Below are 25,327 nucleotides of genomic sequence, written 5' to 3' on the forward strand. Positions count from 1 at the left end.
AGCGGCCATGGGCTCTTACTTGATGTTGCATAACTCGATACTCGACGCCATTGGCCAAACGCCCATCGTGCGCCTGGAACAGTTTTCCGAAGACCTCGGCATCGAGGTCTACGCCAAGCTGGAATCCCTCAACCCCGGCGGAAGCCACAAGGCACGCATCGCCCTGGGCATGATCCTCGACGCCGAGCGCCGGGGCATTCTGATTCGTGGCTCAGGGCAAACCATCATTGAGCCCAGCGGCGGCAACACCGGCATCGGCCTGGTGATGGCCGGTAACGTGCTGGGCTATAAAGTGGTGCTGGTGATCCCCGACAACTACAGCCCCGAGAAGCAGAAACTGCTGCGCCTGTACGGCGCCAGGGTGGTGCTGTCGGACAGCCGCCTGGGCAACAATTCCCACGGCGAAAAGTGCATGGAGCTGCAGCTGGAAAACCCCAGCTACGTGATGCTCAACCAGCAGCGCAACGGCGCCAACCCGCAGACCCACCGTGACACCACCGCCCGGGAAATCATCCGCGCCTTCGGCGAGCTGCGTGTGGACTACTTCGTCAGCGGCATCGGCACCGGGGGCCATATCACCGGCATCGGCGAAACCCTCAAGAGCACCTGGCCGGCGATCCGCGTGATGGGGGTGGAGCCGGAAGAGTGCGACCTGCTCAGCGACCGCCATGCGCCGCACCATATCCAGGGCCTGTCGATCGGCTTGATCCCGAGCATTCTCAACGTCGCGATCATTGACGGAATGCTCAAGGTGTCGCGCCAGGAATGCCTCGACATGATCAAACGCATCATGCGCACCGACGCCATCAGCCTCGGGCTGTCGTCGGCCGCCAACATGGTAGCCATCGCCAAGCTGGCGCCGGAGCTGCCCACCGACACCGTCGTGCTGACCATGGTCTACGACAGTGCCGACAGCTATCTGCCCTGTTTTGAATAACAACTATTGCGGGGGTGCCTCCATGGGGGGCTTTATCGACATGCAACAACTGCACGATGAGTTGCTCACCCACCTCATCACCACGCTTACGCCTGCGCAGTTGAAGCAGCTGGAGGCGCATCTCGCGCCGCTGATCCAGGCGGCGGCCCAGGCGGTGGCCGAAGACCTGATCGCCTATGCCTGGCGCGACCCGGCGTCCCGTGGGCGCGGAGAGCTGATCCTGGAGTCCTACGCCTCGTTCAAGGCCGTGCTGTATTACCGCCTGGCCCACCTGGTGTGGAATTTCCCGGACAAGAACAACGGCGTGTTTTCCGCCATCGCCCTGAAGCTGAGCAACCAGGGCAAGATCCTGTCCGGCGCCGAAATTCACCCCGCAGCGCGGATCGGCCGGCGCTTTGTGCTGGACCACGGTTACGGCACGGTCATCGGTGAAACCTGCGAGATCGGCAACGACTGCTACATCCTCTGCGGCGTGACTCTCGGCGCCCGGGGCATCGCCAACAACCCGGACGGCAAGCGCCACCCGCGGCTGGGCAACAACGTGGAAGTCGGCTCCGGCGCGCGGGTGCTCGGTTACGTGCTGATCGGTGACAACGTGTTCATCAGTCCGTCCTGCGTGATCACCCAGGACGTGCCGGCCGGCACCAAGGTCAAGGTGGTCAACCAGATCCAGCTGCAGAAAAACGATGAGTCGGACCACAGCAATTACCTCGGCGCATTTGCCCTCGACGAACGCCTGCACGTGGTGGGCGAAGTCAACGCCAGCCACAAGGTGACGGTATTGGACGCTGACTTTCATCCCCTGCCCGGCCTGCTGCTGGAGCCGACAGTCAAGGAACGTCATCACCTGCAATTCCGCCTGCGGCACATCGAAACCAACGCCTACCCGCCGCGCCTGCCGCTGAACCTGAAAGTGACCGGGCCCGAATTTGAAATCACCCTGCTATCTCCTCCTGGCTTGAGCGCGATGGTTCGTCGCCTGCTGCAAGCCAGCCCACTGATCGTCGGAGGTTGAACATGTCCGTGCACACCATGGAAACCCTCGCGCTGTTCGACAGCGCGCCTTACCAGAATGCCTTCAGTGCGCGGGTGATTGCCGTCAGCGAACAGGGAATCGCCCTGGAGCACACGCTGTTCTACCCCACCGGCGGCGGCCAACCGGGGGACACCGGTCATTTCATCCTGCCCGACGGCAGCCGCGTCGACATCACCGGCACCGTGCGTGACCCGGTGCTGCGCTCGATCATCTGGCACCAGGTAGAACACTGCCCCGAGCAACTGGCCGCCGGGATGCAGGTAGACGCCAGCCTGGACTGGGAACGTCGCTACCAGCACATGAAAATGCACACCTGCCTGCACCTCCTGTGCTCGATCATCGACGCTCCGGTGACCGGTTGCAGCATCGGCGCCGACAAGGGCCGCCTGGATTTCGACCTGCCGGAAATGACCCTCGACAAAGAGACCATCACCCGTGACCTCAATGCCTTGATCGAACAGGCTCATGGGGTGAAAACCCTGTCCATGCCCGCCTCGGAGTATTCAACCCTGCTGCAGATCACTCGCACCCAGGCGGTGGCGCCACCGGTCATCCAGGGGGCAGTACGGGTGATTGAAATCGCCGGGATCGATATCCAGCCCTGCGGCGGCACCCATGTGACCAATACCGAGGAAATCGGCCGGGTGTTCTGCGAAAAAATCGAGAAGAAGAGCAAACACAATCGCAGGGTGATCCTGCGGTTTGAATAACCGCCGAGCGACGACCGGGGCGCCGACGCCCTAGTCGCCGTTCGTACAGGAAACTGACAGCAAATTTATGCGCTTGTAACATTCAGAAACGTACAATCCCGCCAGCAACGCCTCGTTGCCCCTGACTCGCGAAAACAGCGCCCGCCCTTCTCGGTGGGTCATTCGTGCAGCAGCTAAGCTCACTCCCATCACGCCCCTGAACCTGAACGCTGCAGGAATGACTGCCTATGAAAAGAGTGTTCCGTCACTACATCCCTGCATCCACATTGCGCTTGCTACCCAACCGCTGGGATTTGGTCGCCCTGCCCCTGGTGATCGGCTTTTTACTGTTTTTCTCCATCACTGCGCGGGAAACCTGGGCGCCTATCGCCACCCTGCAGAGTGAAGTGATCTCGCTGGACCCGGCCAACCTGCCGGAATACGCGATGCGCACCACGATGCGCATGCTGGCGGCGATGGTTGCAGCGCTGGTGTTCACCCTGTTGTACGGCACCCTGGCCGCCAAAAGCCGGCGCGCCGAGAAACTGCTGGTGCCCGTGCTCGACATCCTGCAATCAGTACCAGTGCTGGGTTACATCTCGTTCACAGTGACGTTCTTCCTGCTGCTGTTCCCCGGGCGTGTGCTCGGCGCGGAGTTCGCGGCCATCTTTGCGATTTTCACCAGCCAGGCCTGGAACATGACGTTCAGCTTCTACCAGTCGCTGCGCATGCTGCCCCATGACCTGGTGGAAGTGTCGACCAACCTGCGACTTTCCGGTTGGCAGCGGTTCTGGAAGCTCGACGTGCCCTTCGCCATGCCCGGGCTGGTGTGGAACATGATGATGAGCATGTCCGGCGGCTGGTTTTTCGTGGTCGCCTCCGAGGCCATTACCGTCGGTGACAAGACCATCACCTTGCCGGGCGTGGGCTCATACCTGGCCCTGGCGATTGCCCAGAAAGACCTGCACGCCGTGGGCTACGTGATCCTGGCGATGATTGTGGTCATCCTGATGTACGACCAGTTCCTGTTCCGCCCACTGGTGGCCTGGGCCGACAAGTTCCGCATGGAAACCACCGCCTCCCAGGGTGCCGCGCCGCAATCCTGGCTGCTGAACCTGATCCAGCGCACGCGCATCGTCCAGCGCATCCTGCGGCCTGTCACCCGCGCCATCAGCCGCATTGGCAACAAGCGCTTCAGCCTCGCGGGCGGTGCACTCAAGGCGCTGCCGGCAGAAACCCCGAAAGCGTCAAAAGTGATCGACTGGGTATGGGGCGCACTCATCGCGCTGCTGGCCGCTTATGCGCTGTACCACATCGTGCAGTACGTCGGCACCGAAGTGACCCTGGCCGAAGTCGGCCATGTATTCGTGCTAGGGCTGATCACGTTGTTGCGGGTGGTCGGCCTGATCCTGATCGCCTCGCTGATCTGGGTGCCGCTGGGCGTGATGATCGGCTTGCGCCCTGCGCTTGCGGAAAAAATCCAGCCGCTGGCGCAGTTCCTTGCGGCCTTCCCGGCGAACCTGCTGTTCCCGGTGTTCGTCATCGTGATCCTGCACTACAACCTCAACCCGGATATCTGGCTGAGCCCGCTGATTGTGCTGGGCACCCAGTGGTACATCCTGTTCAACGTGATCGCCGGAGCCAGCGCGTTCCCGAATGACTTCAAGGAAGCCGCCGCCAACTTCCGCATTCGCGGCTGGTTGTGGTGGCGCAAGGTGATGCTGCCGGGGATTTTCCCGTACTACGTCACCGGCGCGATTACCGCCTCGGGGGGGGCCTGGAACGCCAGTATCGTGTCCGAGTACGTGTCCTGGGGCCACGACAACGTGGTCGCCCACGGGCTGGGCGCCTACATCGCCCAGACCACCGCGGCCGGCGACTTCCCGAAGATCGCCCTGGGCGTGGTGGTGATGTCGATCTTCGTGGTGGCGTTCAACCGCGCTGTGTGGCGGCCGATGTACGCCATGGCTGAAAACAAACTTCGTCTGAATTGATGGGACTCGCTGTGATGACTACCTATACCGAGCATGCCGCCGACACTCCGGAAATCTACTCGTTGAAAAACGTGAACCGGGTGTTCGGCAAAGGTAAAGACGAGCTGCAAGTCCTCAGCGGCGTGGACCTGAGCCTGCACGAAGGCGAGATTGTCGGCATGCTCGGCCGGTCCGGCTCGGGCAAGTCGACCTTGCTGCGCATCATCGCCGGGCTGATTCAGCCGTCGTCGGGCGAAGTGCGCTACAACGGCGCGCCACTCACCGGCCCGGCCGAAGGCGTGGCCATGGTGTTCCAGACCTTCGCGCTGTTCCCGTGGCTGACCGTGCTGGAAAACGTCGAGGCCGGCCTGCAAGCCTTGCAGGTCGAGCGCAAGGAATCCCGCAGGCGCGCCCTGGCGGCCATCGACCTGATCGGCCTGGACGGTTTTGAAAACGCCTACCCGCGCGAACTGTCCGGCGGCATGCGCCAACGCGTGGGTTTCGCCCGCGGGCTGGTGGTGAACCCGACCCTGCTGCTGATGGACGAACCGTTCTCGGCGCTGGACGTACTCACCGCCGAAACCCTGCGCACCGACCTGCTGGATCTGTGGAGCGGCAAGCAACTGCCGATCAAGTCGATCCTGATCGTGACCCACAACATCGAAGAAGCGGTGCTGATGTGCGACCGTATCCTGGTGCTGTCGTCCAACCCTGGCCGGGTGGTGGCCGAGATCAAGGTGCCGTTTGCCCACCCGCGCAACCGCCTGGACCCGACCTTCCGGCAAATGGTCGACGACATCTACGCCCTGATGACCGACCGCCGCAGCGCCGACGCGAGCAGAGGTTTGCCTGAGCTGAAAATGGGCAGCCTGTTGCCGGAAGTCTCCACCAACCTGATGGCTGGCCTGATCGAAACCCTGGCCGCCGAGCCCTACAATGGCCACGCCGGCCTGCCGACCGTGGCTGAACGGCGTTTGCTGGAAGTCGACGATCTGTTCCCGGTGGCGGAGATGCTTGAGCATTTGGGTTTCGCCGAACTCAAGGGTGCCGATATCACCCTGACCGATGCCGGCAAACTGTTCGCCGACTACGGCACCCAGGAGCGTAAAACCCTGTTCGCCGAACACTTGATCCGCCACGTGCCATTGGCCGCGCGCATTCACCAGGTGTTGCTTGAGCGCAGCGGCCACCGGGCGCCACGGGTGCGCTTCGAGCAGGAGCTGGAAGACTCGATGACGGAAGCCTTTGTGGAGAAAACCCTGGAAAGCGTGGTGGCCTGGGGGCGGTATGCGGAGATCTTCTCCTATGACGACCATACCGAGACGTTCAGCCTGGATGATGTGGAAGGCAGCATGTAGCTTTAATGTGGGAGCGGGCTTGCTCGCGAATGCGGTGGATCAGCCATATATGTATTGGCTGACACTCCGCATTCGCGAGCAAGCCCGCTCCCACATTTGACCAGTGGTGTTCTTCAGATGACGAACAGGTCCACAAACCGGTTTACCGCAGTGGCCTCAAGCCGTGCCTGATCCTTGCACAGCGCAAAAATCTCGGCACTGCGCTGCGCGGTAAACCGGGTCGCCAGATTGGCCTTGAACTTGTCTTCCAGCAACGGAATGCCATCCACCCGACGGCGACGGTGGCCAATCGGGTATTCCACGGCCACCTGTTCGGTGCTGGAACCATCCTTGAAGAACACCTGCACCGCATTGGCGATGGAGCGCTTGTCGGCCTCCAGGTATTCGCGGCTGTAGCGCGGCTCCTCGACGATGACCATCTTTTCGCGCAGCTCATCGATGATCGGATGGGCCGCGTGGAATTCATCTTCGTATTGCTCGGCCACCAGGTTGCCAAACGCCAGCGGTACGGCGGTCATGTACTGGAGGCAATGATCGCGGTCCGCCGCGTTGGCCAACTGCCCGACCTTGGAGATGATCCGGATCGCCGATTCGTGGGTGGTGATCACAATCTTGTCGATCTCATGCAGGCGGTGCTTCACCTGTGGGTGCAGGGTGACTGCTGCCTCGCAGGCGGTTTGTGCGTGGAACTCGGCGGGGAAGCTGATCTTGAACAGCACGTTCTCCATCACATACGTGCCGTAGGGCTGCGACAGGCTGAAGGCGCGCTTGTCTTCGGGCTTGAGCGCCAGGTCCTTGTTGGTGTGGCTGAACAGCACGTCATAGAAGCCCCACTGCGGCGCGCTCAACACACCGGGAATGCCCATCTCGCCGCGCATGGCGATATCCGCCAGGCGCACCCCGCGACTCGACGCATCCCCCGCCGCCCACGACTTGCGCGAGCCGGCGTTCGGCGCATGACGGTAAGTACGCAATGCCTGGCCATCGACAAACGCCTGGGACAGGGCCGACAGCAGTTGCTCACGGTTGGCGCCCATCAGCTTGGCGGTGACGGCGGTGGAGGCGACTTTCACCAGCAGCACGTGGTCAAGGCCGACACGGTTGAAGGAGTTTTCCAGGGCAATCACACCCTGGATTTCGTGGGCCATGATCATCGCCTCAAGCACTGCCCGCACGGTCAGCGGTGCGTCGCCGTTGGCCAGGCGTTTTTGCGAGAGATGGTCGGCGACCGCGAGGATGCCACCGAGGTTATCGGAAGGGTGACCCCATTCGGCGGCAAGCCAGGTGTCGTTGTAGTCGAGCCAGCGCACGATGCAGCCGATGTCCCATGCGGCCTTGACCGGGTCCAGGCGGAACGAGGTGCCCGGCACCCGTGCGCCGAACGGCACCACCGTGCCTTCGACGATCGGCCCCAGGTGCTTGGTGCACTCCGGGAAACGCAGGGCCAGCAGGCCGCAACCGAGGGTGTCCATCAGGCAGTTGCGGGCGGTGTCGAGGGCATCGCGGGATTCGATCCTGAAATTCAGTACGTAGTCGGCGATGTCCTGCAGGACCTGGTCGTAGTCGGGGCGGTTGTTCTGGTCGACGTTGGCGCTCATGGCAGTACTCCAAAGTGGGTTAGGTGTGGTCCATCCTCAGGGTCAGGGTGTTCGTTCCCACGCTCTGCGTGGGAACGATCGGTTAGAAAGAGTCGCCGGGGACGCGTACGAACCCTTCCATCAACACTCGCGCACTGCGGCTCATGATGGCTTTTTTCACGACCCATTCACCGTCGATCTGGCTGGCCTCGGCGCCTACGCGCAACGTCCCGGAGGGATGCCCGAACCGCACCGCATTGCGCTCCACGCCGCCCGCCGCCAAATTCACCAGCGTGCCGGAAATCGCCGCCGCCGTGCCAATCGCCACCGCCGCCGTGCCCATCATCGCGTGGTGCAACTTGCCCATGGACAGCGCCCGCACCAGCAGGTCGACATCACCCGCCCTGATCGCCTTGCCGCTGGACGCCACGTAGTCCGCAGGCCGCGCCACAAACGCCACCTTCGGCGTGTGCTGACGCTGGGCCGCTTCGTCCAGGTGTTTGATCAAGCCCATGCGCAGCGCACCATGGGCGCGGATGGTTTCAAACATCGCCAGGGCTTTGGGGTCGCCATTGATCGCGCCCTGCAACTCGGTGCCGGTGTAGCCCAGGTCCTGGGCGTTGATGAAGATGGTGGGAATCCCGGCATTGATCAGCGTCGCCTTGAACGTGCCGACACCCGGCACTTCCAGGTCATCCACCAGGTTGCCGGTAGGGAACATTGAGCCACCGCCGCCCTCTTCTTCCGCCGCCGGGTCCATGAATTCCAACTGCACCTCGGCGGCCGGGAAGGTCACGCCGTCGAGTTCGAAGTCGCCGGTTTCCTGCACCGCACCGTCGGTGATCGGTACGTGAGCGATGATGGTCTTGGCGATATTCGCCTGCCACACCCGCACCACGGCCAAGCCGTTGTGCGGAATGCGCGCGGCATCTACCAGGCCGGCGCTGATGGCGAACGAACCCACCGCCGCCGACAGGTTGCCGCAGTTGCCACTCCAGTCCACGAACGGTTTGTCGATGGACACCTGGCCGAACAGGTAGTCCACGTCGTGATCGGCGCGGGTGCTTTTGGCCAGGATCACGGTTTTGCTGGTGCTGGAAGTCGCGCCGCCCATGCCGTCGATTTGCTTGTCATACGGGTCGGGGCTGCCGATCACCCGCAACAACAACGCATCCCGCGCCGCGCCCGGCACCTGGGCCGACTCGGGCAAATCCTTGAGGCTGAAAAACACGCCTTTACTGGTGCCGCCACGCATGTAGGTGGCGGGAATCTTGATCTGCGGTACGTGTGCCATGGTGGTCCTCATGGGCCGGGGCGTTGACCCCGGCCGCAGTTATCAGGCAGTTACAGCCGATTCCAGGAAGTCCTGGGCAAAACGTTGCAACACGCCGCCCGCCTCGTAGATCGACACTTCTTCAGCCGTGTCCAGCCGGCAGGTCACCGGCACCTCGACACGCTCGCCGTTCTTGCGGTTGATCAGCAACGTCAGTTGCGCACGCGGGGTGCGTTCACCGATCACGTCGTAGGTTTCCGTGCCGTCGATTTTCAGGGTCTTGCGGTCGGTGCCCGGCAGGAACTCCAGCGGCAGCACGCCCATGCCCACCAGGTTGGTGCGGTGGATGCGCTCGAAACCTTCGGCGGCAATCGCTTCAACACCGGCCAGGCGTACGCCCTTGGCCGCCCAGTCACGGGACGAACCCTGGCCGTAGTCGGCGCCGGCAATGATGATCAGCGGCTGCTTGCGCTCCATGTAGGTTTCGATGGCTTCCCACATGCGCGTGACCTTGCCTTCCGGCTCCAGGCGCGCCAGCGAACCCTGTTTGACCTTACCGTCTTCAACCACCATTTCATTGAACAGTTTCGGGTTGGCGAAGGTGGCGCGCTGCGCGGTCAAGTGGTCGCCACGATGGGTCGCGTAAGAGTTGAAGTCGACTTCCGGCAGGCCCATTTTCGCCAGGTATTCGCCGGCGGCGCTGCCCGGCATGATCGCGTTGGACGGCGACAGGTGATCGGTAGTGATGTTGTCCGGCAGCACCGCCAGCGGGCGCATGCCCTTGAGCGGACGTGCACCGGCCAGGGCACCTTCCCAGTACGGCGGGCGACGGATGTAGGTGCTCTGCGGGCGCCAGTCGTACAGCGGCGTGACCTTCGGGCCGGTGTCTTCGTGGATCGCGAACATCGGGATGTACACCTGGCGAAACTGCTCCGGCTTGACCGACGCCTTGACCACCGCGTCGATTTCTTCGTCGCTTGGCCAGATGTCCTTGAGGCGGATTTCCTTGCCATTGGCGTCCAGGCCCAGCACGTCTTTTTCGATGTCGAAACGGATGGTGCCGGCAATCGCATAGGCCACCACCAGCGGCGGCGACGCGAGGAACGCTTGCTTGGCGTACGGGTGGATACGGCCGTCGAAGTTGCGGTTACCCGAAAGCACGGCGGTGGCGTACAGGTCGCGGTCGATGATCTCTTGCTGGATCACCGGATCGAGTGCGCCGGACATGCCGTTGCAGGTGGTGCAGGCGAACGCCACCACGCCGAAACCCAACTGCTCCAGCTCGGTGGTCAGCCCGGCTTCGTCGAGGTACATCGCGACGGTTTTCGAACCCGGTGCCAGGGACGACTTGACCCACGGCTTGCGGGCCAGGCCGAGCTTGTTGGCATTGCGTGCCAGCAGGCCGGCGGCAATCACGTTGCGCGGGTTGCTGGTGTTGGTGCAACTGGTGATGGCGGCGATGATCACCGCGCCGTCGGGCATTTGCCCCGGCACGTCATCCCACTGGCCGGAGATGCCCTTGGCCGCCAGATCGCTGGTGGCGACGCGGGCGTGGGGGTTGCTCGGGCCGGCCATGTTGCGCACCACCGAGGACAAATCGAAGCTCAGGCCACGCTCGTATTGCGCGCCCTTGAGGTCGTCCGCCCACAGGCCGGTGTGGCGAGCGTACTGCTCCACCAGGGTGACTTGCTCGTCTTCACGGCCGGTGAGCTTCAGGTAGGCGATGGTCTGTTGGTCGATGTAAAACATCGCGGCGGTGGCGCCGTATTCCGGGGCCATGTTGGAAATGGTGGCACGGTCGCCCAGGGTCAGCGCCGAAGCACCTTCACCGAAGAACTCCAGCCACGCACCGACGACCTTCTGCTTGCGCAGGAACTCGGTCAGCGCCAGCACCATGTCGGTGGCGGTGATGCCCGGTTGCAGCTTGCCCGTCAGCTCCACGCCAACACTTTCCGGCAGGCGCATCCACGAGGCGCGGCCGAGCATCACGCTCTCTGCTTCAAGGCCGCCAACGCCGATGGCGATCACGCCCAAGGCATCAACGTGAGGCGTGTGGCTGTCGGTGCCGACGCAGGTATCCGGGAAGGCCACGCCGTCACGTACCTGGATCACCGGAGACATTTTCTCCAGGTTGATCTGGTGCATGATGCCGTTGCCCGGCGGGATCACGTCGACGTTCTTGAAGGCCTTTTTGGTCCACTCGATAAAGTGGAAACGGTCTTCGTTGCGACGGTCTTCGATGGCGCGATTTTTCTCGAACGCCTGCGGGTCAGAACCACCGGCTTCGACGGCCAGGGAGTGGTCGACGATCAGTTGGGTCGGCACCACCGGGTTGACCTGGGCCGGGTCACCGCCTTGCAGGGCGATGGCGTCGCGCAGGCCGGCAAGGTCCACCAGGGCGGTCTGGCCGAGGATGTCGTGGCACACCACGCGGGCCGGGAACCACGGGAAGTCGAGGTCGCGTTTGCGCTCGATCAGTTGGCTCAAGGAGGCATTGAGGGTTGCGGGGTCACAGCGACGCACCAGGTTTTCCGCGAGCACGCGGGAGGTGTACGGCAGTGTGGCGTAGGCGCCGGGGGTGATTGCATCGACTGCCGCGCGGGCGTCAAAGAAATCGAGGCGGCTGCCGGGGAGCGCTTTGCGGTGTTCAGTGTTCATCGTCAGGACTCGGTCACGGTAGTTGCAAAAGGAAGAACCGGTGCTGATCCAAGGTGGAATGCGATCAAAATGTGGGAGCGGGCTTGCTCGCGAAAGCGGTGTGTCATGCAACACACATGGCGACTGTCACACCGCCTTCGCGAGCAAGCCCGCTCCCACATTTTTGATCCGGTTTCACCCCAAGATCAGCGGTTTCTCCACTCAGCGACGTTCGATTGGCACGAACTTGCGCTGCTCAACGCCGATGTACTCGGCGCTCGGACGGATGATGCGGTTGTTGGCACGCTGTTCAAATACATGCGCGGCCCACCCTGTAAGCCGCGAGCAGACGAAAATCGGGGTGAACAGCTTGGTCGGGATGCCCATGAAGTGGTACGCCGAGGCATGGTAGAAGTCGGCGTTGGGGAACAGTTTCTTCTGCTCCCACATGGTCTTGTCGATGGCTTCGGAAACCGGGAACAACACGGTGTCGCCCACTTCGTCCGCGAGTTTTTTCGACCAACCCTTGATCACCTCGTTACGCGGGTCGCTGTCTTTATAGATCGCGTGGCCAAAGCCCATGATCTTGTCCTTGCGCGCCAGCATGCCGAGGGTGCCTTCCACCGCTTCCTGGGCGGAAGAGAAACGCTCGATCATCTCCATCGCCGCTTCATTGGCGCCGCCGTGCAGCGGGCCGCGCAGGGAGCCGATCGCGGCGGTGACGCAGGAATACAGGTCCGACAGGGTCGACGCACACACGCGGGCGGTGAAGGTCGAGGCGTTGAATTCGTGCTCGGCGTAGAGAATCAGCGACACGTTCATCACCTTGACGTGCAAGTCGCTGGGCTTCTTGTCGTGCAGCAGGTGCAGGAAGTGCCCGCCGATGCTCGGCTCGTCGGTCACGCAGTTGATGCGCTGGCCGTCGTGGCTGAAGCGGTACCAGTAGCACATGATCGCCGGGAACGCGGCCAGCAGGCGGTCGGTCACATCGCGCTGCACGGAGAAGTCTTTCTCCGGCTCGATATTGCCCAGGAACGAGCAACCGGTGCGCATCACGTCCATCGGGTGCGCGTCGGCGGGGATGCGTTCCAGCACTTCTTTCAGCGCCTGGGGCAGGTCGCGCAGTTTGCCGAGCTTGGCGGTGTAGGCGGCCAGTTCGGCTTTGGTCGGCAGTTCGCCGTAGAGCAGCAGGTAAGCGACTTCTTCAAACTGGGCATCGGCGGCGAGTTCGCGCACGTCGTAGCCGCGATAGGTCAAGCCGGCACCGGCCTGGCCCACGGTGGACAGTGCGGTTTGCCCGGCAACCTGGCCACGCAGGCCAGCTCCACTGAGTACTTTTGCTTCGGCCATGGTTATCTCCAATCTTGTAGTTATTAGTGAGGCGCTCGCGTTACTTCTTGGCGGCGAACAGCGCGTCGAGCTTCTGCTCGAAGGTGTGGTAGTCGATGCGATCATAAAGCTCCATGCGGGTTTGCATGGTGTCGATCACGTTCTGCTGGGTGCCGTCGCGACGGATCGCGGTGTAGACGTTCTCGGCCGCCTTGTTCATGGCGCGGAAGGCCGAGAGCGGGTACAGGACGATGGAAACATCCGCAGATTTCAGTTGATCGACGGTATAGAGAGGTGTCGCACCGAATTCGGTGATGTTGGCCAGGATCGGCGCTTTCACGCGAGAGGCGAACAGCTTGTACATCTCAAGCTCAGTGATGGCTTCCGGGAACACCATGTCGGCACCGGCCTCAATGCAGGCGGCCGCACGTTCCAGGGCGGATTCCAGACCTTCCACGGCCAGTGCGTCGGTGCGGGCCATGATCACGAAACTGTCATCGGTACGCGCATCCACCGCAGCCTTGATGCGGTCGACCATTTCCTGCTGGGACACGATTTCTTTGTTCGGGCGATGGCCACAACGCTTGGCGCCCACCTGGTCTTCGATATGGATCGCCGCCGCGCCGAACTTGATCATCGACTTGACGGTGCGCGCCACGTTGAACGCGGAGGAGCCGAAACCGGTGTCCACGTCCACCAGCAGCGGCAGGTCGCACACGTCGGTGATGCGGCGCACGTCCGTCAGCACGTCATCCAGGCCGGTGATGCCCAGGTCCGGCACACCGAGGGAGCCGGCAGCCACCCCGCCACCCGACAGGTAGATCGCCTTGAAGCCGGCGCGCTTGGCCAGCAGCGCATGGTTGGCGTTGATCGCGCCGACTACCTGCAACGGGTGCTCGCTGGCAACCGCGTCACGGAAACGCTGGCCTGGAGTGGTGTTGTTATTGGAACTCATGACTCACCTCGTGATTGGGGAGCGCCGTCCGGGAAGTGACGGGCAATGTTGCGTTTGGAGGCGCCGATATGCCGGCGCATCAACAACTCGGCCAGTTCACCGTCGCGATCGGCAATCGCGTCAAGGATGCGGTGATGCTCGGCAAAGGCCTGGCGTGGACGATTGGGGGTGGCGGAGAACTGGATGCGGTACATGCGCACCAACTGATACAGCTCGCCGCACAACATTTGGGTCAGGGTGCGGTTACCGGCGCCTTGAATTATCCGGTAATGAAAATCGAAGTCGCCTTCCTGCTGGTAGTAGCCGACACCGGCCTGGAAGGCCGCATCGCGCTCGTGGGTGTGCAACACCTGGCGCAGCTCTTCGATCTCGGCGTCGGTCATGCGCTCGGCGGCCAGGCGGCAGGCCATGCCTTCCAGGGATTCGCGGATTTCGTAGAGTTCGATCAGTTCTTCATGGCTCAACGAGACCACTCGCGCGCCCACATGGGGGATGCGCACCAGCAGGCGCTGGCCTTCCAGGCGATGAATCGCCTCGCGCAGCGGGCCACGGCTGATGCCATAGGTGCGCGCCAGTTCCGGCTCGGAGATCTTGCTGCCGGGGGCGATTTCGCCCTTGACGATGGCGGCCTGGATACGCCGGAAGACGTTCTCGGACATGGTCTGGGAATCGTCTTGGGCCATCACTGGGGTTTCCAGTTGATCCAGCATATTGTCGACACCTTTAAAAGCAATGCCGCAAAAACTAGCCAATCAGCCCCGGATAGTCAAAGAATAAATACACATTGTCGACAATCGTCTAATAACCCGCCTTGCACTCTATCGGGGCATGGCCGGCTGCCAGCGCTGGCGCCAGAAAACCTTCATGTTAGAATGCCGGCCACTTTTGCCTCACATCCCTGGATGAAAAGGCGCACGAGGGAGCTTGCGCAGCAATGCCAGTCGCCTTGAATTGAACATCGCACTGCACCGCGTCAGGATTTATGAGACTCAAGCCCTTCCCCCTTTTGCTTCTACTGTTTATCCCGGGCCTTGGCGTTGCTGCCGAGAAGACCGTTTATGGACTCAATGAATACGCCAAGTTGGCCGGCATTGACCTGGAAGTGGCCGCCAAGCTCGACACCGGCGCCAAGACCGCGTCCTTGAGCGCCCGCGACATCAAGCGCTTCAAGCGCAACGGCGAGTCCTGGGTGCGCTTCTACCTGGCCATCGACACCGCACACTCCCACCCCATCGAGCGTCCCCTGGCCCGCGTGAGCAAGATCAAGCGCCGCGCCGGTGACTACGACCCCGATGAAGACAAGAACTACACCGCCCGTCCAGTCATCGCCCTGGACATCTGCATGGGCACCGCTTTACGCAGTATCGAAGTGAACTTGACTGACCGCAGCGCCTTCCAATACCCGCTGCTGATCGGCTCCGAAGCGCTGAAACGCTTTGATGCGCTGGTCGACCCCAGTCTTAAATACGCGGCGGGCAAACCTGCCTGCGCCTCCGACGCTCATACCGCTGAGTAATTTGAATGCGCTCTCTTAATCTGCACCTGAAAATCCTGATCGCCGTTTTGGTGGTCTTGGGCATTTCGGTCACCGCCTATCAGATTTTCGTGCTGGGGATTCCCGTCACCGAGGACGCCACCGACGACCTGTGGAACATCGACGCCAAGGTCGAGTTCGTCGCCAGCGCCAAGGACCCGGTGAAAATCCAGATGTTCGTGCCGCCCCTGAGCCGCGACTTCGTCAGCCTGAATGAAAGCTTTATCTCGAATAACTACGGCGTCAGCGTCAATCGCCTCGACGGCAACCGCAAGGTCACCTGGTCGGCACGCCGGGCCAAGGGCAACCAGACCCTCTACTACCGCCTGGTGCTGACCAAGCGTTACAGCGGTGAAAAGATCAAGGTCAAGGGCCCGACCTTCCGCGACAGCATCGCCGTCGAAGGCCCGGAAAAAATCGCCGCCGAAGCCCTGCTGGCGCCGATCCGCCAGCACTCGGCCGACGTCGAGACCTTTATCAGCGAAGCCATCAAGCGCACCAACAACCTCAACGACGACAACGTGAAGCTGCTGCTGGCGGGCGACCCGTCGACGCCGCACAAGGCCAAGATCGTCGAGTTGCTGCTGTCCATCGCCCATGTGCCGGTGGAAAAGGTCCACACCATCCGCCTGGTGGCCGACCAGCCGCAAACCCCGGAACTCTGGCTGCGCAGTTTCAATGGCAACGACTGGCTGTACTTCAACCCCGACACCGGCGAGCAAGGCCTGCCGGCCGACCGCCTGCTGTGGTGGACCGGTGATGAAAACCTGATCACCGTCGACGGCGGCAAGAAGGCCATGGTGACCTTCAGCCTCAACAACAGCGAAATGAACGCGATTCGCCTGGCCAAGCTGACGGACGAAAACACCGACGCCAACTTCCTCGAGTACTCGCTGTACGGCCTGCCGCTGCAAACCCAGCAGACCTTCATGATCATGGTGATGATCCCGATTGGCGTGCTGGTGATCCTGATCCTGCGCAACCTGATCGGCCTGCAGACCCTTGGCACGTTTACCCCGGTGCTGATTGCCCTGGCGTTCCGAGAGACACAGCTGGGCTTCGGGATTGTGCTGTTCACCATTATTACGGCGCTGGGGCTGTCGCTTCGGTCTTACCTGGAACACTTGAAGCTGCAGATGCTGCCGAGGCTCTCGGTGGTGCTGACCTTCGTGGTGGTGCTGATCGCCGCCATCAGTCTGTTCAGCCACAAGCTCGGCCTGGAGCGCGGGTTGTCGGTGGCACTGTTCCCGATGGTGATCCTGACCATGACCATCGAACGCCTGTCGATCACCTGGGAAGAACGCGGTGGCGGCCATGCGATGAAAGTCGCGATCGGCACGCTGTTCGCCGCTTCCCTGGCGCACATCATCATGAGCGTGCCGGAACTGATCTACTTCGTGTTCACCTTCCCGGCGATCCTGTTGATCCTGGTGGGCTTCATGCTGGCCATGGGTCGTTATCGCGGCTACCGCCTGACCGAACTGGTGCGTTTCAAGGCCTTCCTCAAGGCTGACTCGTAATGTTCGGCTTCTGGAAGACCTGGAAGGCCCTGGAAGCGCGGGGGATCATGGGCATCAACCGGCGAAATGCCGACTACGTGCTCAAGTACAACAAGCGCAGCCTGTATCCGATCGTCGATGACAAGATCATCACCAAGGAACGGGCCATGGCCGCCGGCATCCACGTGCCGGAAATGTACGGGGTCATTTCCACCGAGAAGGAAATCGACAAGCTCGACGAGATCATCGGCGGGCGCAGCGACTTCGTGATCAAGCCGGCCCAGGGCGCCGGTGGTGACGGTATCCTGGTGATCGCCGACCGTTTTGAAGGGCGCTACCGGACCGTCTCCGGCAAGATCATCAGCCATGAAGAAATCGAGCATCAGATTTCCAGCATCCTCACCGGCCTGTATTCCCTCGGCGGCCACCGTGACCGCGCGCTGATCGAATACCGGGTGGTGCCTGACCAGATCTTCAAAAGCATCAGCTACGAAGGCGTACCGGACATCCGCATCATTGTGCTGATGGGCTACCCGGTGATGGCCATGCTGCGCTTGCCCACCCGCCAGTCCGGCGGCAAGGCCAACCTGCACCAGGGCGCGATTGGCGTGGGTGTCGACCTCGCCACCGGCCTGACCCTGCGCGGCACCTGGCTGAACAACATCATCACCAAGCACCCCGACACCACCAATGCGGTGGACGGCGTGCAACTGCCCAACTGGGACGGTTTCATGAAGCTCGCCGCCGGCTGCTACGAGCTGTGCGGCCTGGGCTATATCGGCGTGGACATGGTGCTGGACCAGGAAAAGGGTCCGTTGATCCTGGAGCTTAACGCTCGCCCGGGGCTGAACATCCAGATTGCCAACGACTGCGGCCTGACCTTGCGCACCCATGCCGTGGAGGCTCGACTGGAAGAGCTGAAGGCGGCGGGCGTAACGGAAACACCGGAGGAACGGGTTAAGTTTGTGCAGGAAATGTTTGGGCATATTCCGGCGGTCGAGGGATAAACCCAGTGACCTGCTCCGTACACCCGCTGCCCTACCGGGCCAACCCTGCCGAATACTTTGCAGCAATCCGCCATGCGCCCGGCGCGGTGCTGCTGGACAGTGGCCGACCGGCGGCCGAGCGCGGCCGTTATGACCTGCTGAGCGCCTGGCCCGAGACGACCCTGGCGGTACTGCCCGACGAAAGCGGCAGTGATTTCCTGCAGCGCCTGCGGGAAAACCTGACGTTGCTGGGTGAAGCCACGATCCCCGCGCCCTACGAACTGCCGTTTGCCGGCGGCCTCATCGGCTACCTGAGCTACGACTTCGGTCGTCATCTTGAGCACCTGCCGCACCTGGCGGTGGACGACCTGCACCTGCCGGATGCACGCTTTGGCCTGTACGCCTGGGCCTTGATCAGCGATCACCAGGCGCAGACCAGCCAACTGGTGTTCCACCCCAAACTGGCGGAAAGCGAACGGCAACGCCTGATTACCTTGTTCGGTCAGCCGACCATCAGCGCATCGGCCACCTTCAAGCTGCAAGGCCCAATGGCCCCGGACGTGACAGCCGACACCTACCAGCACGCCCTCGCCCGTATCCAGGACTACATCCAGGCCGGTGACTGCTACCAGGTCAACTTTGCCCAACGTTTCCGTGCTCCGTGCAGTGGCGATCCGTGGGTGGCCTACTGCGCCTTGCGCGAAGCCTGCCCAACACCGTTTTCCGGGTTCCAAAGCTTGCCGGATGATGGCGCGGTATTGAGTTTATCGCCGGAGCGCTTCGTCAAAATCAGCCAGCGCCAGGTGGAAACCCGCCCGATCAAGGGCACCCGGCCAAGGGGTGCGACGCCTGAGGAAGATGCAGCCAACGCCGCTGAATTGCTGGCCAGCCCCAAGGATCGTGCCGAAAACCTGATGATCGTCGACCTGCTGCGCAACGACCTGGGCCGCACCTGCCGTACCGGCTCGGTGAAAGTGCCGGAGTTGTTCAGCCTGGAAAGCTATCCCAACGTGCATCATCTGGTGAGCAGCGTCACCGGTGAGCTGGCGGACGATAAAGACGCCCTCGACCTGATCGCCGGCAGCTTCCCCGGCGGCTCCATCACTGGCGCACCGAAGATTCGCGCGATGCAGATCATCGACGAGCTGGAGCCGACCCGGCGCGGGTTGTATTGCGGTTCGCTGGTGTATCTGGACGTGCGCGGCGAGATGGACAGCTCCATCGCCATTCGCAGCCTGTTGGTCAAGGATGGTCAGGTGTGCTGCTGGGGCGGCGGCGGGATTGTCGCGGACTCGGAGTGGCAGGCGGAGTATCAGGAGTCGATGACCAAGGTGCGGGTGTTGTTACAAACCTTGGAAAGCCTGTAGCACGCAGCCCTCCCTGGCTCTGCGACGCGGAGCCAGGCAGCAGAAAAGACCTGAATCAGTACCGAAGTAGACGGGGTCGAAGCCGGAGGATAGCGTCCGGTTTCAACCGTCCACCAGCCGTCTGTGAAGGATCACATGAAACGACTGCCTACTTGTCAGGAAAGATTTCCGAGATTGCATCTGCCCTCAACCGCACCTATCATCTCCCAAATTGGGAGGTTGCAGCGATGCGGATAATCGCTCTGTCTGCCCTACGAATATTCTGGGAAAACCACCCTGGTTGCATGGATGCCAAAACGCCGCTGGTCGAGCTGTATCGCCATATGGAAAAAGCTGTTTACCCAACCCCTCAGGCCCTCAAGGCAGAGCTAAGGACAGCGAGCATTCTCAAAGGGGGCAGGGTTGTGTTCAACATAGGCGGCAACAAGTATCGAGTGATCATGGCGATCAATTATCAGCGACAGCTTGCGTTCATTCGCTTCGTGGGGACCCACGCGCAATACGATCAGATCAATGCGGAGACCGTGTGATGAACATCAAACCCATTCATTCCCAGGAAGACCTGACCGCTGCGCTCGCGCGCGTCGAACAGCTATGGGAAGCGGAAATCGGCTCGCCCGAGGGTGACGAGCTGGAAATTCTCGCGATACTTATCGAAAAGTACGAAGCGGAGCATTTCCCAATGCCGCCTTCGGATCCCGTAGAAGCGATTAAATTTCGAATGGAGCAACTAGGCCTGACCGCCCGTGACCTGGAGCCTTTCATAGGTCCGAGCGGGCGGGTTTCCGAAGTGTTGAATCATAAGCGCAAGCTGAGCTTGTCGATGATCAAACGCCTGCATGAAGGCTTGCGCATTCCTTATGAGAGTTTGCTGGCAGGGGTCTAGGCTGTGCAGTGGCCATACCGGCCCCATCGCGGGCAAGCCCGGCTCCCACATGGGAGCGCGGTCAACATGTGGGAGCTGGCTTGCCTGCGATGAGGCGTCAGCCACGCCAAATAACTTACAGGCTCAACTGCCGATTCGACGCCTTGATGAACTCTTTCTTCAAATCCTCAAACGTATGCACCGCCGGGAACTGCGGGAACTCGCGAATCACGTTCTCCGGCGCGTGGAACAGAATCCCACGGTCGGCCTCACCCAGCATGGTGGTGTCGTTGTAGGAATCACCGGCGGCAATCACGCGGTAGTACAGGGTCTTGAAGGCCAGCACCGACTGACGCTTGGGATCTTTCTGACGCAGCTGGTAGCTCACCACCCGGTCATTTTCGTCGGTGATCAACCGGTGGCACAGCAAGGTCGGAAAACCCAGTTGGCGCATCAGCGGCTGGGAGAACTCATAGAAGGTGTCAGACAGGATCACCACCTGGAAGCGCTCGCGCAGCCAATTGACGAACTCGATGGCGCCGTCCAGCGGCTTGAGGGTGGCGATCACTTCCTGGATGTCCGAGAGCTTCAGCCCATGCTCATCAAGAATGCGCAGGCGCTGTTTCATCAGCACGTCGTAGTCGGGGATGTCCCGGGTGGTGGCCCGCAAGGATTCAATACCGGTTTTTTCGGCGAAGGCGATCCAGATTTCCGGAACCAGCACCCCTTCCAGGTCGAGACAGGCAATTTCCACAAGACACTCCCATTTAAAGTTATTGAGTTGAGCGAGCAAAAGGACTGCCGAACTCTAGCGATTCACGCTGGCCGCCGCAACGCAGGCGGGATTTTGTTACCATCGCCCCCCTATAGAGCGCTCAGCGCCACTGACCTGTAGGAACCGTCCTGATGAACCAAGCCTTCGACGTCGCTGAACTCGCCGCGACTTACGCCAACAAATCCGCCCAGGACATTCTCAAGCTGGCCTTCAGCCAGTTTGGCGACGACCTGTGGATCTCTTTCAGCGGTGCCGAGGACGTGGTGCTGGTAGACATGGCCTGGAAGCTGAACAAGAACGTCAAGGTGTTCAGCCTCGACACCGGTCGCCTGCACCCGGAGACCTACCGGTTTATCGAGCAGGTGCGTGAGTTCTACAAGATCGACATCGAACTGATCTCGCCGGACCAGAGCAAGCTGGAACCCTTCGTCAAGGAAAAGGGCCTGTTCAGTTTCTACAAGGACGGCCATGGCGAGTGCTGTGGCGTGCGCAAGATCGAACCGCTGCGCCGCAAGCTGTCCGGTGTGAGCGCCTGGGCCACCGGCCAGCGCCGCGACCAGAGCCCCGGCACCCGCAGCCAGGTGGCCGCGCTGGAAATCGATACGGCTTTTTCCACCCCGGAACGCACCCTGTACAAGTTCAACCCGCTGGCGCAGATGACCAGTGAGGAAGTATGGGGTTACATCCGCATGCTGGAGTTGCCGTACAACAGCCTGCACGAGCGCGGTTTTATCAGCATCGGCTGTGAGCCGTGCACCCGTCCGGTACTGCCGAACCAGCACGAACGCGAAGGCCGTTGGTGGTGGGAAGAAGCAACCCAAAAAGAATGCGGGTTGCACGCCGGGAACATCATCAGCAAGGCGTAACGCCTTAGCCAGAATCCTGTACACAGAAATGTCACCATCGGTGCCATTTTTGTGTGCACTTATAAAATCCTGCACCGAAAAGTTACATCCTCCCTCGTCACACCTCTTCTTAAATCCCCGCCCCTCTCTGCACCACAAAATAAATAGCTGTTCAAACGGTCAATTTATATCGCTTTAAATTCAGTCTGTTATTTCCAATCACGCTAAAAACCAAATCGCCGTGTATTTCACCCGGCGAAAATCTGGCACGCATGTGGCTTAAGGCAAAACACACTTTGTATACAATTAATAAAAAAGATACATACACTTTGACATCAGCCGCTCTCCTGCTGATGTCCAGGAGCCTGCCGGAATGCGTACAAGTCTCTCCAATAACATCGCACTGGATCTGCCCTCCTCCACCCTGACCCCCGAGGCCACGAGCCCCGGCCCGTTGGTCCTCAGCCCGCGCCTGCACAACAAGGACCTGGCGCCTACCAAGGCCGAAGGCCGGCGCTGGGGCCGCTACAGCATCTTTGCCTTGTGGACCAACGATGTGCACAACATCGCCAACTACTCCTTCGCCATCGGCCTGTATGCGCTGGGCCTGGGTGGCTGGCAGATTCTGCTGTCCCTGGGGATCGGCGCGGCGCTGGTGTACTTCTTCATGAACCTGTCGGGCTATATGGGGCAGAAGACCGGCGTACCGTTTCCAGTGATCAGCCGCATCAGTTTTGGCATCCATGGTGCGCAGATCCCGGCACTGATTCGTGCGGTGATCGCGATTGCCTGGTTCGGGATACAGACCTACCTGGCCTCGGTGGTTTTCCGCGTGCTGTTGACGGCGGTTCATCCAGGTTTTGCCGACTACGACCACAACTCGATCCTCGGCCTGTCCACCCTGGGCTGGGCGTGTTTTGTGGCGATCTGGTTTGTGCAGCTCGCCATCCTCGCCTATGGGATGGAGATGGTGCGCCGCTATGAAGCCTTCGCCGGGCCGGTGATTCTGCTGACAGTAGCGTCCCTGGCCGGCTGGATGTATTTCCAGGCCGGCGGCCAGATCGCCTGGTCGATCCGCGAGCCGCTGACCGGTGGTGAGATGTGGCGCAATATCTTTGCCGGCGGCGCGCTGTGGCTGGCGATCTACGGCACGCTGATCCTGAATTTCTGCGACTTCGCCCGCTCCTCGCCGTGCCGCAAGACCATCAAGGTCGGCAATTTCTGGGGCCTGCCGGTGAATATCCTGGTGTTCGCGGCCATCACCGTGCTGCTGTGCGGCGGGCAGTTCCACCTCAATGGCCGGGTGATTGAGAGCCCTACGGAAATCATTGCGGCGATACCCAACACATTCTTCCTGGTGCTGGGCTGCCTGGCGTTCCTGATTGTGACCGTGGCGGTGAACATCATGGCCAACTTCGTCGCGCCGGCCTTTGTGCTGAGCAACCTGGCGCCCAAGTACCTGAACTTCCGCCGCGCCGGGCTGATCAGCGCCACCGTGGCGGTGTTGATCCTGCCGTGGAACCTCTACAACAGCCCGCTGGTGATCGTGTATTTCCTCTCGGGGCTGGGCGCTCTGCTGGGGCCGTTGTACGGGGTGATCATGGTCGACTACTGGTTGATCCGCAAAAGCCAGGTGGACGTGCCGCAGCTGTATAGCGAAGACCCGAATGGCGCTTATTACTACAGCCGCGGAGTCAATCTGCGGGCGGTGGCGGCGTTTATTCCTGCGGCGGTGATCGCCATTCTCCTCGCCCTGCTGCCTGGGTTCGCCCTCGTCTCGCCCTTCTCCTGGCTGATTGGCGCCGGTATTGCAGGGCTGCTGTACCTGCTGTTCGCCAAGCGCCAGCCGTACTACGCCGATGTGAGCGGCGAAAGCATTGCAGTCGATAACATCAGTCATTAAGTAAGGACATTCCATGCGCATCCTTGTGGTCAACGTCAACACCACCGAGTCCATCACCGAGGCCATCGCCAAACAGGCACGGGCGGTGGCGTCCCCCGGCACCGAGATCGTCGGCCTGACTCCGTTTTTCGGTGCCGAATCGGTGGAAGGCAATTTCGAAAGCTACCTGGCGGCCATCGCGGTGATGGACCGGGTGATGGCCTACGACCAGCCGTTCGATGCGGTGATTCAGGCGGGTTACGGCGAACATGGCCGCGAAGGCTTGCAGGAGTTGCTCAACGTACCGGTAGTGGACATCACCGAAGCCGCCGCCAGCACCGCGATGTTCCTCGGGCATGCCTATTCGGTGGTGACCACCCTGGACCGCACCGTGCCGCTGATCGAGGACCGGCTGAAACTGGCCGGCTTATATCAGCGGTGCGCGTCGGTACGGGCCAGCGGCATGGCGGTATTGGAACTGGAGGAAGACCCGCTGCGGGCCATGGAGGCCATCGTGCGCCAGGCTGAATTGGCGATCAGCGAAGACAAGGCCGAAGTGATCTGCCTGGGCTGCGGCGGCATGGCCGGGCTGGATGAGCAGATTCGCTACCGCACGGGTGTGCCGGTGGTGGACGGTGTGACCTCGGCTGTCACGATTGCCGAAGGCTTGGTGCGGTTGGGGCTGTCGACCTCGAAGATACGCACGTATGCGACGCCGAGGCCGAAGAAAGTGATCGGCTGGCCCGGAAAGTTCGGACATTGAAGATCCAAAATGTGGGAGCGGGCTTGCTCGCGAAAGCGGTGGATCAGTCGATGCATGTGGTGACTGTCACACCGCCTTCGCGAGCAAGCCCGCTCCCACACTTTGATCCCCACAAGGATCAAATGGCGCTGAACCGCCGCCCCAACTCGCGTTCGACAAACTGCTCCAGGATGAAATCCACAAACGCCCGGGTCTTGCCGGGCAGCAGCTTGTGTTCGGCGTAGTACAGCGAGATGTTGCCGTCGTCGACGTACCAGTCGGGCAGCACTCGCACCAGTTGGCCGCTGTCCAGATACGGCACCGCCATCGGCATGCTGACCAGCGCAATCCCCAGGCCCTGGGCACTGGCGCAGCAGGCAGCGCCCGAGTCGCTCATGGTCATGCGCGGCTTGAGCACCAGCGGGCGTTGTTCGCGCGTGCGGTGGGTGAGTTGCCACGAACGCACGCGGCCGGTTTGCGGTGAGCGGATCAGGATGCCGTTGCACACAGACAAGTCCTCGGGCACGACCACCGGCTTGCGTTTGGCGAGGTATTCCGGTGAGGCCAGCAGGATCCGGTGCGCCGGCGCCAGCTTGCGCGCGACCACGCCCTGGGGCAGCTCAAAACCACCGCCGATCGCGGCATCGAAGCCCTGGCCGATCAGGTCCACCTGGCGGTTATCAAAATGCCAGTCGGGGTTGATATCAGGAAAGCGCTTTAGAAACTCCCCCAGCAATGGCACCACATAACGGTTGCCGAACACCGTGCCCATGCTCACTTTCAGCGTGCCCACTGGCCGCCCTTCGGCACTGGCCAGGTTAGCCACGGCGTTTTGAATGGTGGTGAGGCTGCCGCTGACTTCTTCGAGGAAGAGCTTGCCGGCCTCAGTCAGCGTCAGGCGCCGGGTACTGCGCTGGAACAGCCTTACACCCAGGCGCGCCTCCAGCTTGGCCACACTTTTGCCCACGGCCGCCGGGGTCAGGCTCAGGTGCCGGGCAGCTTCGGCAAAACTGCCGCCTTCGGCGCTGCGCACGAAGCATTCGATACTGCCAAAGCTTTCCATATCGC

The 25,327-nt window shown here is 61.6% G+C and carries 22 protein-coding genes; 14 read left to right on the forward strand and 8 right to left on the reverse strand.

Annotated elements, in window-relative coordinates:
• Positions 1-22: 22 nt before the first annotated feature.
• From HX821_RS21200 to HX821_RS21220, 5 genes are all read left to right on the forward strand, one after another.
• Complete coding sequence (locus HX821_RS21200) at positions 23-937, forward strand: PLP-dependent cysteine synthase family protein (RefSeq protein ID WP_043225528.1); 915 nt, start codon at positions 23-25, stop codon at positions 935-937.
• Between the two features lie 22 nt (positions 938-959).
• On the forward strand, positions 960-1,952 hold the full coding sequence (locus HX821_RS21205) for a serine O-acetyltransferase (RefSeq protein WP_003214992.1): 993 nt from the start codon (positions 960-962) through the stop codon (positions 1,950-1,952).
• Positions 1,953-1,954: 2 nt separating this feature from the next.
• Positions 1,955-2,683: an alanyl-tRNA editing protein gene (locus tag HX821_RS21210; RefSeq protein ID WP_003214990.1), complete on the forward strand. Its 729-nt coding sequence runs from the start codon at positions 1,955-1,957 to the stop codon at positions 2,681-2,683.
• Positions 2,684-2,910: 227 nt separating this feature from the next.
• On the forward strand, positions 2,911-4,656 hold the full coding sequence (locus HX821_RS21215; protein WP_003214988.1) for an ABC transporter permease subunit: 1,746 nt from the start codon (positions 2,911-2,913) through the stop codon (positions 4,654-4,656).
• Between the two features lie 14 nt (positions 4,657-4,670).
• The gene (locus HX821_RS21220; protein WP_076017164.1) at positions 4,671-5,993 is read left to right on the forward strand and encodes an AAA-associated domain-containing protein; all 1,323 of its coding nucleotides are present in this window, start codon (positions 4,671-4,673) and stop codon (positions 5,991-5,993) included.
• A gap of 113 nt (positions 5,994-6,106) precedes the next feature.
• On the opposite strand, the gene prpD is transcribed toward HX821_RS21220, so the two are convergent.
• From prpD to HX821_RS21250, 6 genes are all read right to left on the reverse strand, one after another.
• The gene (prpD, locus tag HX821_RS21225) at positions 6,107-7,591 is read right to left on the reverse strand and encodes a 2-methylcitrate dehydratase (RefSeq protein ID WP_177036353.1); all 1,485 of its coding nucleotides are present in this window, start codon (positions 7,589-7,591) and stop codon (positions 6,107-6,109) included.
• 82 nt (positions 7,592-7,673) lie between these two features.
• On the reverse strand, positions 7,674-8,864 hold the full coding sequence (gene prpF / locus HX821_RS21230) for a 2-methylaconitate cis-trans isomerase PrpF (protein ID WP_177036354.1): 1,191 nt from the start codon (positions 8,862-8,864) through the stop codon (positions 7,674-7,676).
• A 42-nt stretch (positions 8,865-8,906) separates the two neighbouring features.
• Positions 8,907-11,501 (reverse strand): Fe/S-dependent 2-methylisocitrate dehydratase AcnD, encoded by a 2,595-nt coding sequence (gene acnD, locus HX821_RS21235; RefSeq protein ID WP_177036355.1) that lies wholly within the window; start codon positions 11,499-11,501, stop codon positions 8,907-8,909.
• Positions 11,502-11,702: 201 nt separating this feature from the next.
• Positions 11,703-12,830 carry a 2-methylcitrate synthase gene (prpC, locus tag HX821_RS21240; RefSeq protein WP_134325934.1) on the reverse strand — a complete coding sequence of 376 codons (1,128 nt, stop codon included), beginning with the start codon at positions 12,828-12,830 and terminating at the stop codon, positions 11,703-11,705.
• 40 nt (positions 12,831-12,870) lie between these two features.
• Positions 12,871-13,764, reverse strand: a complete 894-nt coding sequence (prpB, locus tag HX821_RS21245; protein ID WP_003214976.1) for a methylisocitrate lyase — start codon at positions 13,762-13,764, stop codon at positions 12,871-12,873.
• A complete protein-coding gene (locus tag HX821_RS21250) occupies positions 13,761-14,474 on the reverse strand; it encodes a GntR family transcriptional regulator (RefSeq protein WP_008432676.1) in 714 nt (237 codons plus the stop codon). Before HX821_RS21250 ends, prpB begins: the two co-directional genes overlap by 4 nt.
• Before the next feature lie 272 nt (positions 14,475-14,746).
• On the opposite strand from HX821_RS21250, the gene HX821_RS21255 reads away from it, so the two are divergent.
• The 6 genes from HX821_RS21255 (at position 14,747) to HX821_RS21280 (ending at position 20,036) form a co-directional block, all read left to right on the forward strand.
• On the forward strand, positions 14,747-15,280 hold the full coding sequence (locus tag HX821_RS21255; RefSeq protein WP_023659091.1) for an ATP-dependent zinc protease: 534 nt from the start codon (positions 14,747-14,749) through the stop codon (positions 15,278-15,280).
• Between the two features lie 5 nt (positions 15,281-15,285).
• Complete coding sequence (locus HX821_RS21260) at positions 15,286-16,818, forward strand: inactive transglutaminase family protein (RefSeq protein WP_008432680.1); 1,533 nt, start codon at positions 15,286-15,288, stop codon at positions 16,816-16,818.
• Positions 16,818-17,804, forward strand: a complete 987-nt coding sequence (locus tag HX821_RS21265; RefSeq protein WP_003214969.1) for an alpha-L-glutamate ligase-like protein — start codon at positions 16,818-16,820, stop codon at positions 17,802-17,804. The genes HX821_RS21260 and HX821_RS21265 overlap by 1 nt, the downstream gene beginning before the upstream one ends.
• Positions 17,805-17,809: 5 nt before the next feature.
• Positions 17,810-19,150 (forward strand): aminodeoxychorismate synthase component I, encoded by a 1,341-nt coding sequence (gene pabB, locus HX821_RS21270; RefSeq protein ID WP_087695202.1) that lies wholly within the window; start codon positions 17,810-17,812, stop codon positions 19,148-19,150.
• Positions 19,151-19,377: 227 nt separating this feature from the next.
• Positions 19,378-19,680, forward strand: coding sequence for a type II toxin-antitoxin system HigB family toxin (locus tag HX821_RS21275; protein WP_003214964.1), 303 nt, complete (start codon positions 19,378-19,380; stop codon positions 19,678-19,680).
• On the forward strand, positions 19,680-20,036 hold the full coding sequence (locus HX821_RS21280; protein ID WP_087695204.1) for a type II toxin-antitoxin system HigA family antitoxin: 357 nt from the start codon (positions 19,680-19,682) through the stop codon (positions 20,034-20,036). Before HX821_RS21275 ends, HX821_RS21280 begins: the two co-directional genes overlap by 1 nt.
• Positions 20,037-20,151: 115 nt before the next feature.
• Here HX821_RS21280 and thrH read toward each other — a convergent pair whose 3' ends face one another.
• Positions 20,152-20,769, reverse strand: coding sequence for a bifunctional phosphoserine phosphatase/homoserine phosphotransferase ThrH (gene thrH / locus HX821_RS21285; RefSeq protein WP_010176441.1), 618 nt, complete (start codon positions 20,767-20,769; stop codon positions 20,152-20,154).
• Between the two features lie 152 nt (positions 20,770-20,921).
• On the opposite strand from thrH, the gene HX821_RS21290 reads away from it, so the two are divergent.
• From HX821_RS21290 to HX821_RS21300, 3 genes are all read left to right on the forward strand, one after another.
• Complete coding sequence (locus tag HX821_RS21290) at positions 20,922-21,656, forward strand: phosphoadenylyl-sulfate reductase (RefSeq protein ID WP_003214958.1); 735 nt, start codon at positions 20,922-20,924, stop codon at positions 21,654-21,656.
• A gap of 352 nt (positions 21,657-22,008) precedes the next feature.
• Positions 22,009-23,538: an NCS1 family nucleobase:cation symporter-1 gene (locus HX821_RS21295; RefSeq protein ID WP_177036356.1), complete on the forward strand. Its 1,530-nt coding sequence runs from the start codon at positions 22,009-22,011 to the stop codon at positions 23,536-23,538.
• 13 nt (positions 23,539-23,551) lie between these two features.
• Positions 23,552-24,280 carry an aspartate/glutamate racemase family protein gene (locus HX821_RS21300; RefSeq protein ID WP_003214954.1) on the forward strand — a complete coding sequence of 243 codons (729 nt, stop codon included), beginning with the start codon at positions 23,552-23,554 and terminating at the stop codon, positions 24,278-24,280.
• Between the two features lie 118 nt (positions 24,281-24,398).
• On the opposite strand, the gene HX821_RS21305 is transcribed toward HX821_RS21300, so the two are convergent.
• Entirely contained in the window at positions 24,399-25,322 is a 924-nt protein-coding gene (locus HX821_RS21305) for a LysR family transcriptional regulator (RefSeq protein WP_008432691.1), read from the reverse strand.
• Between the last annotated feature and the right edge of the window lie 5 nt (positions 25,323-25,327).

The organism is Pseudomonas sp. B6001 (assembly GCF_013386015.1).
GTDB lineage: Bacteria > Pseudomonadota > Gammaproteobacteria > Pseudomonadales > Pseudomonadaceae > Aquipseudomonas.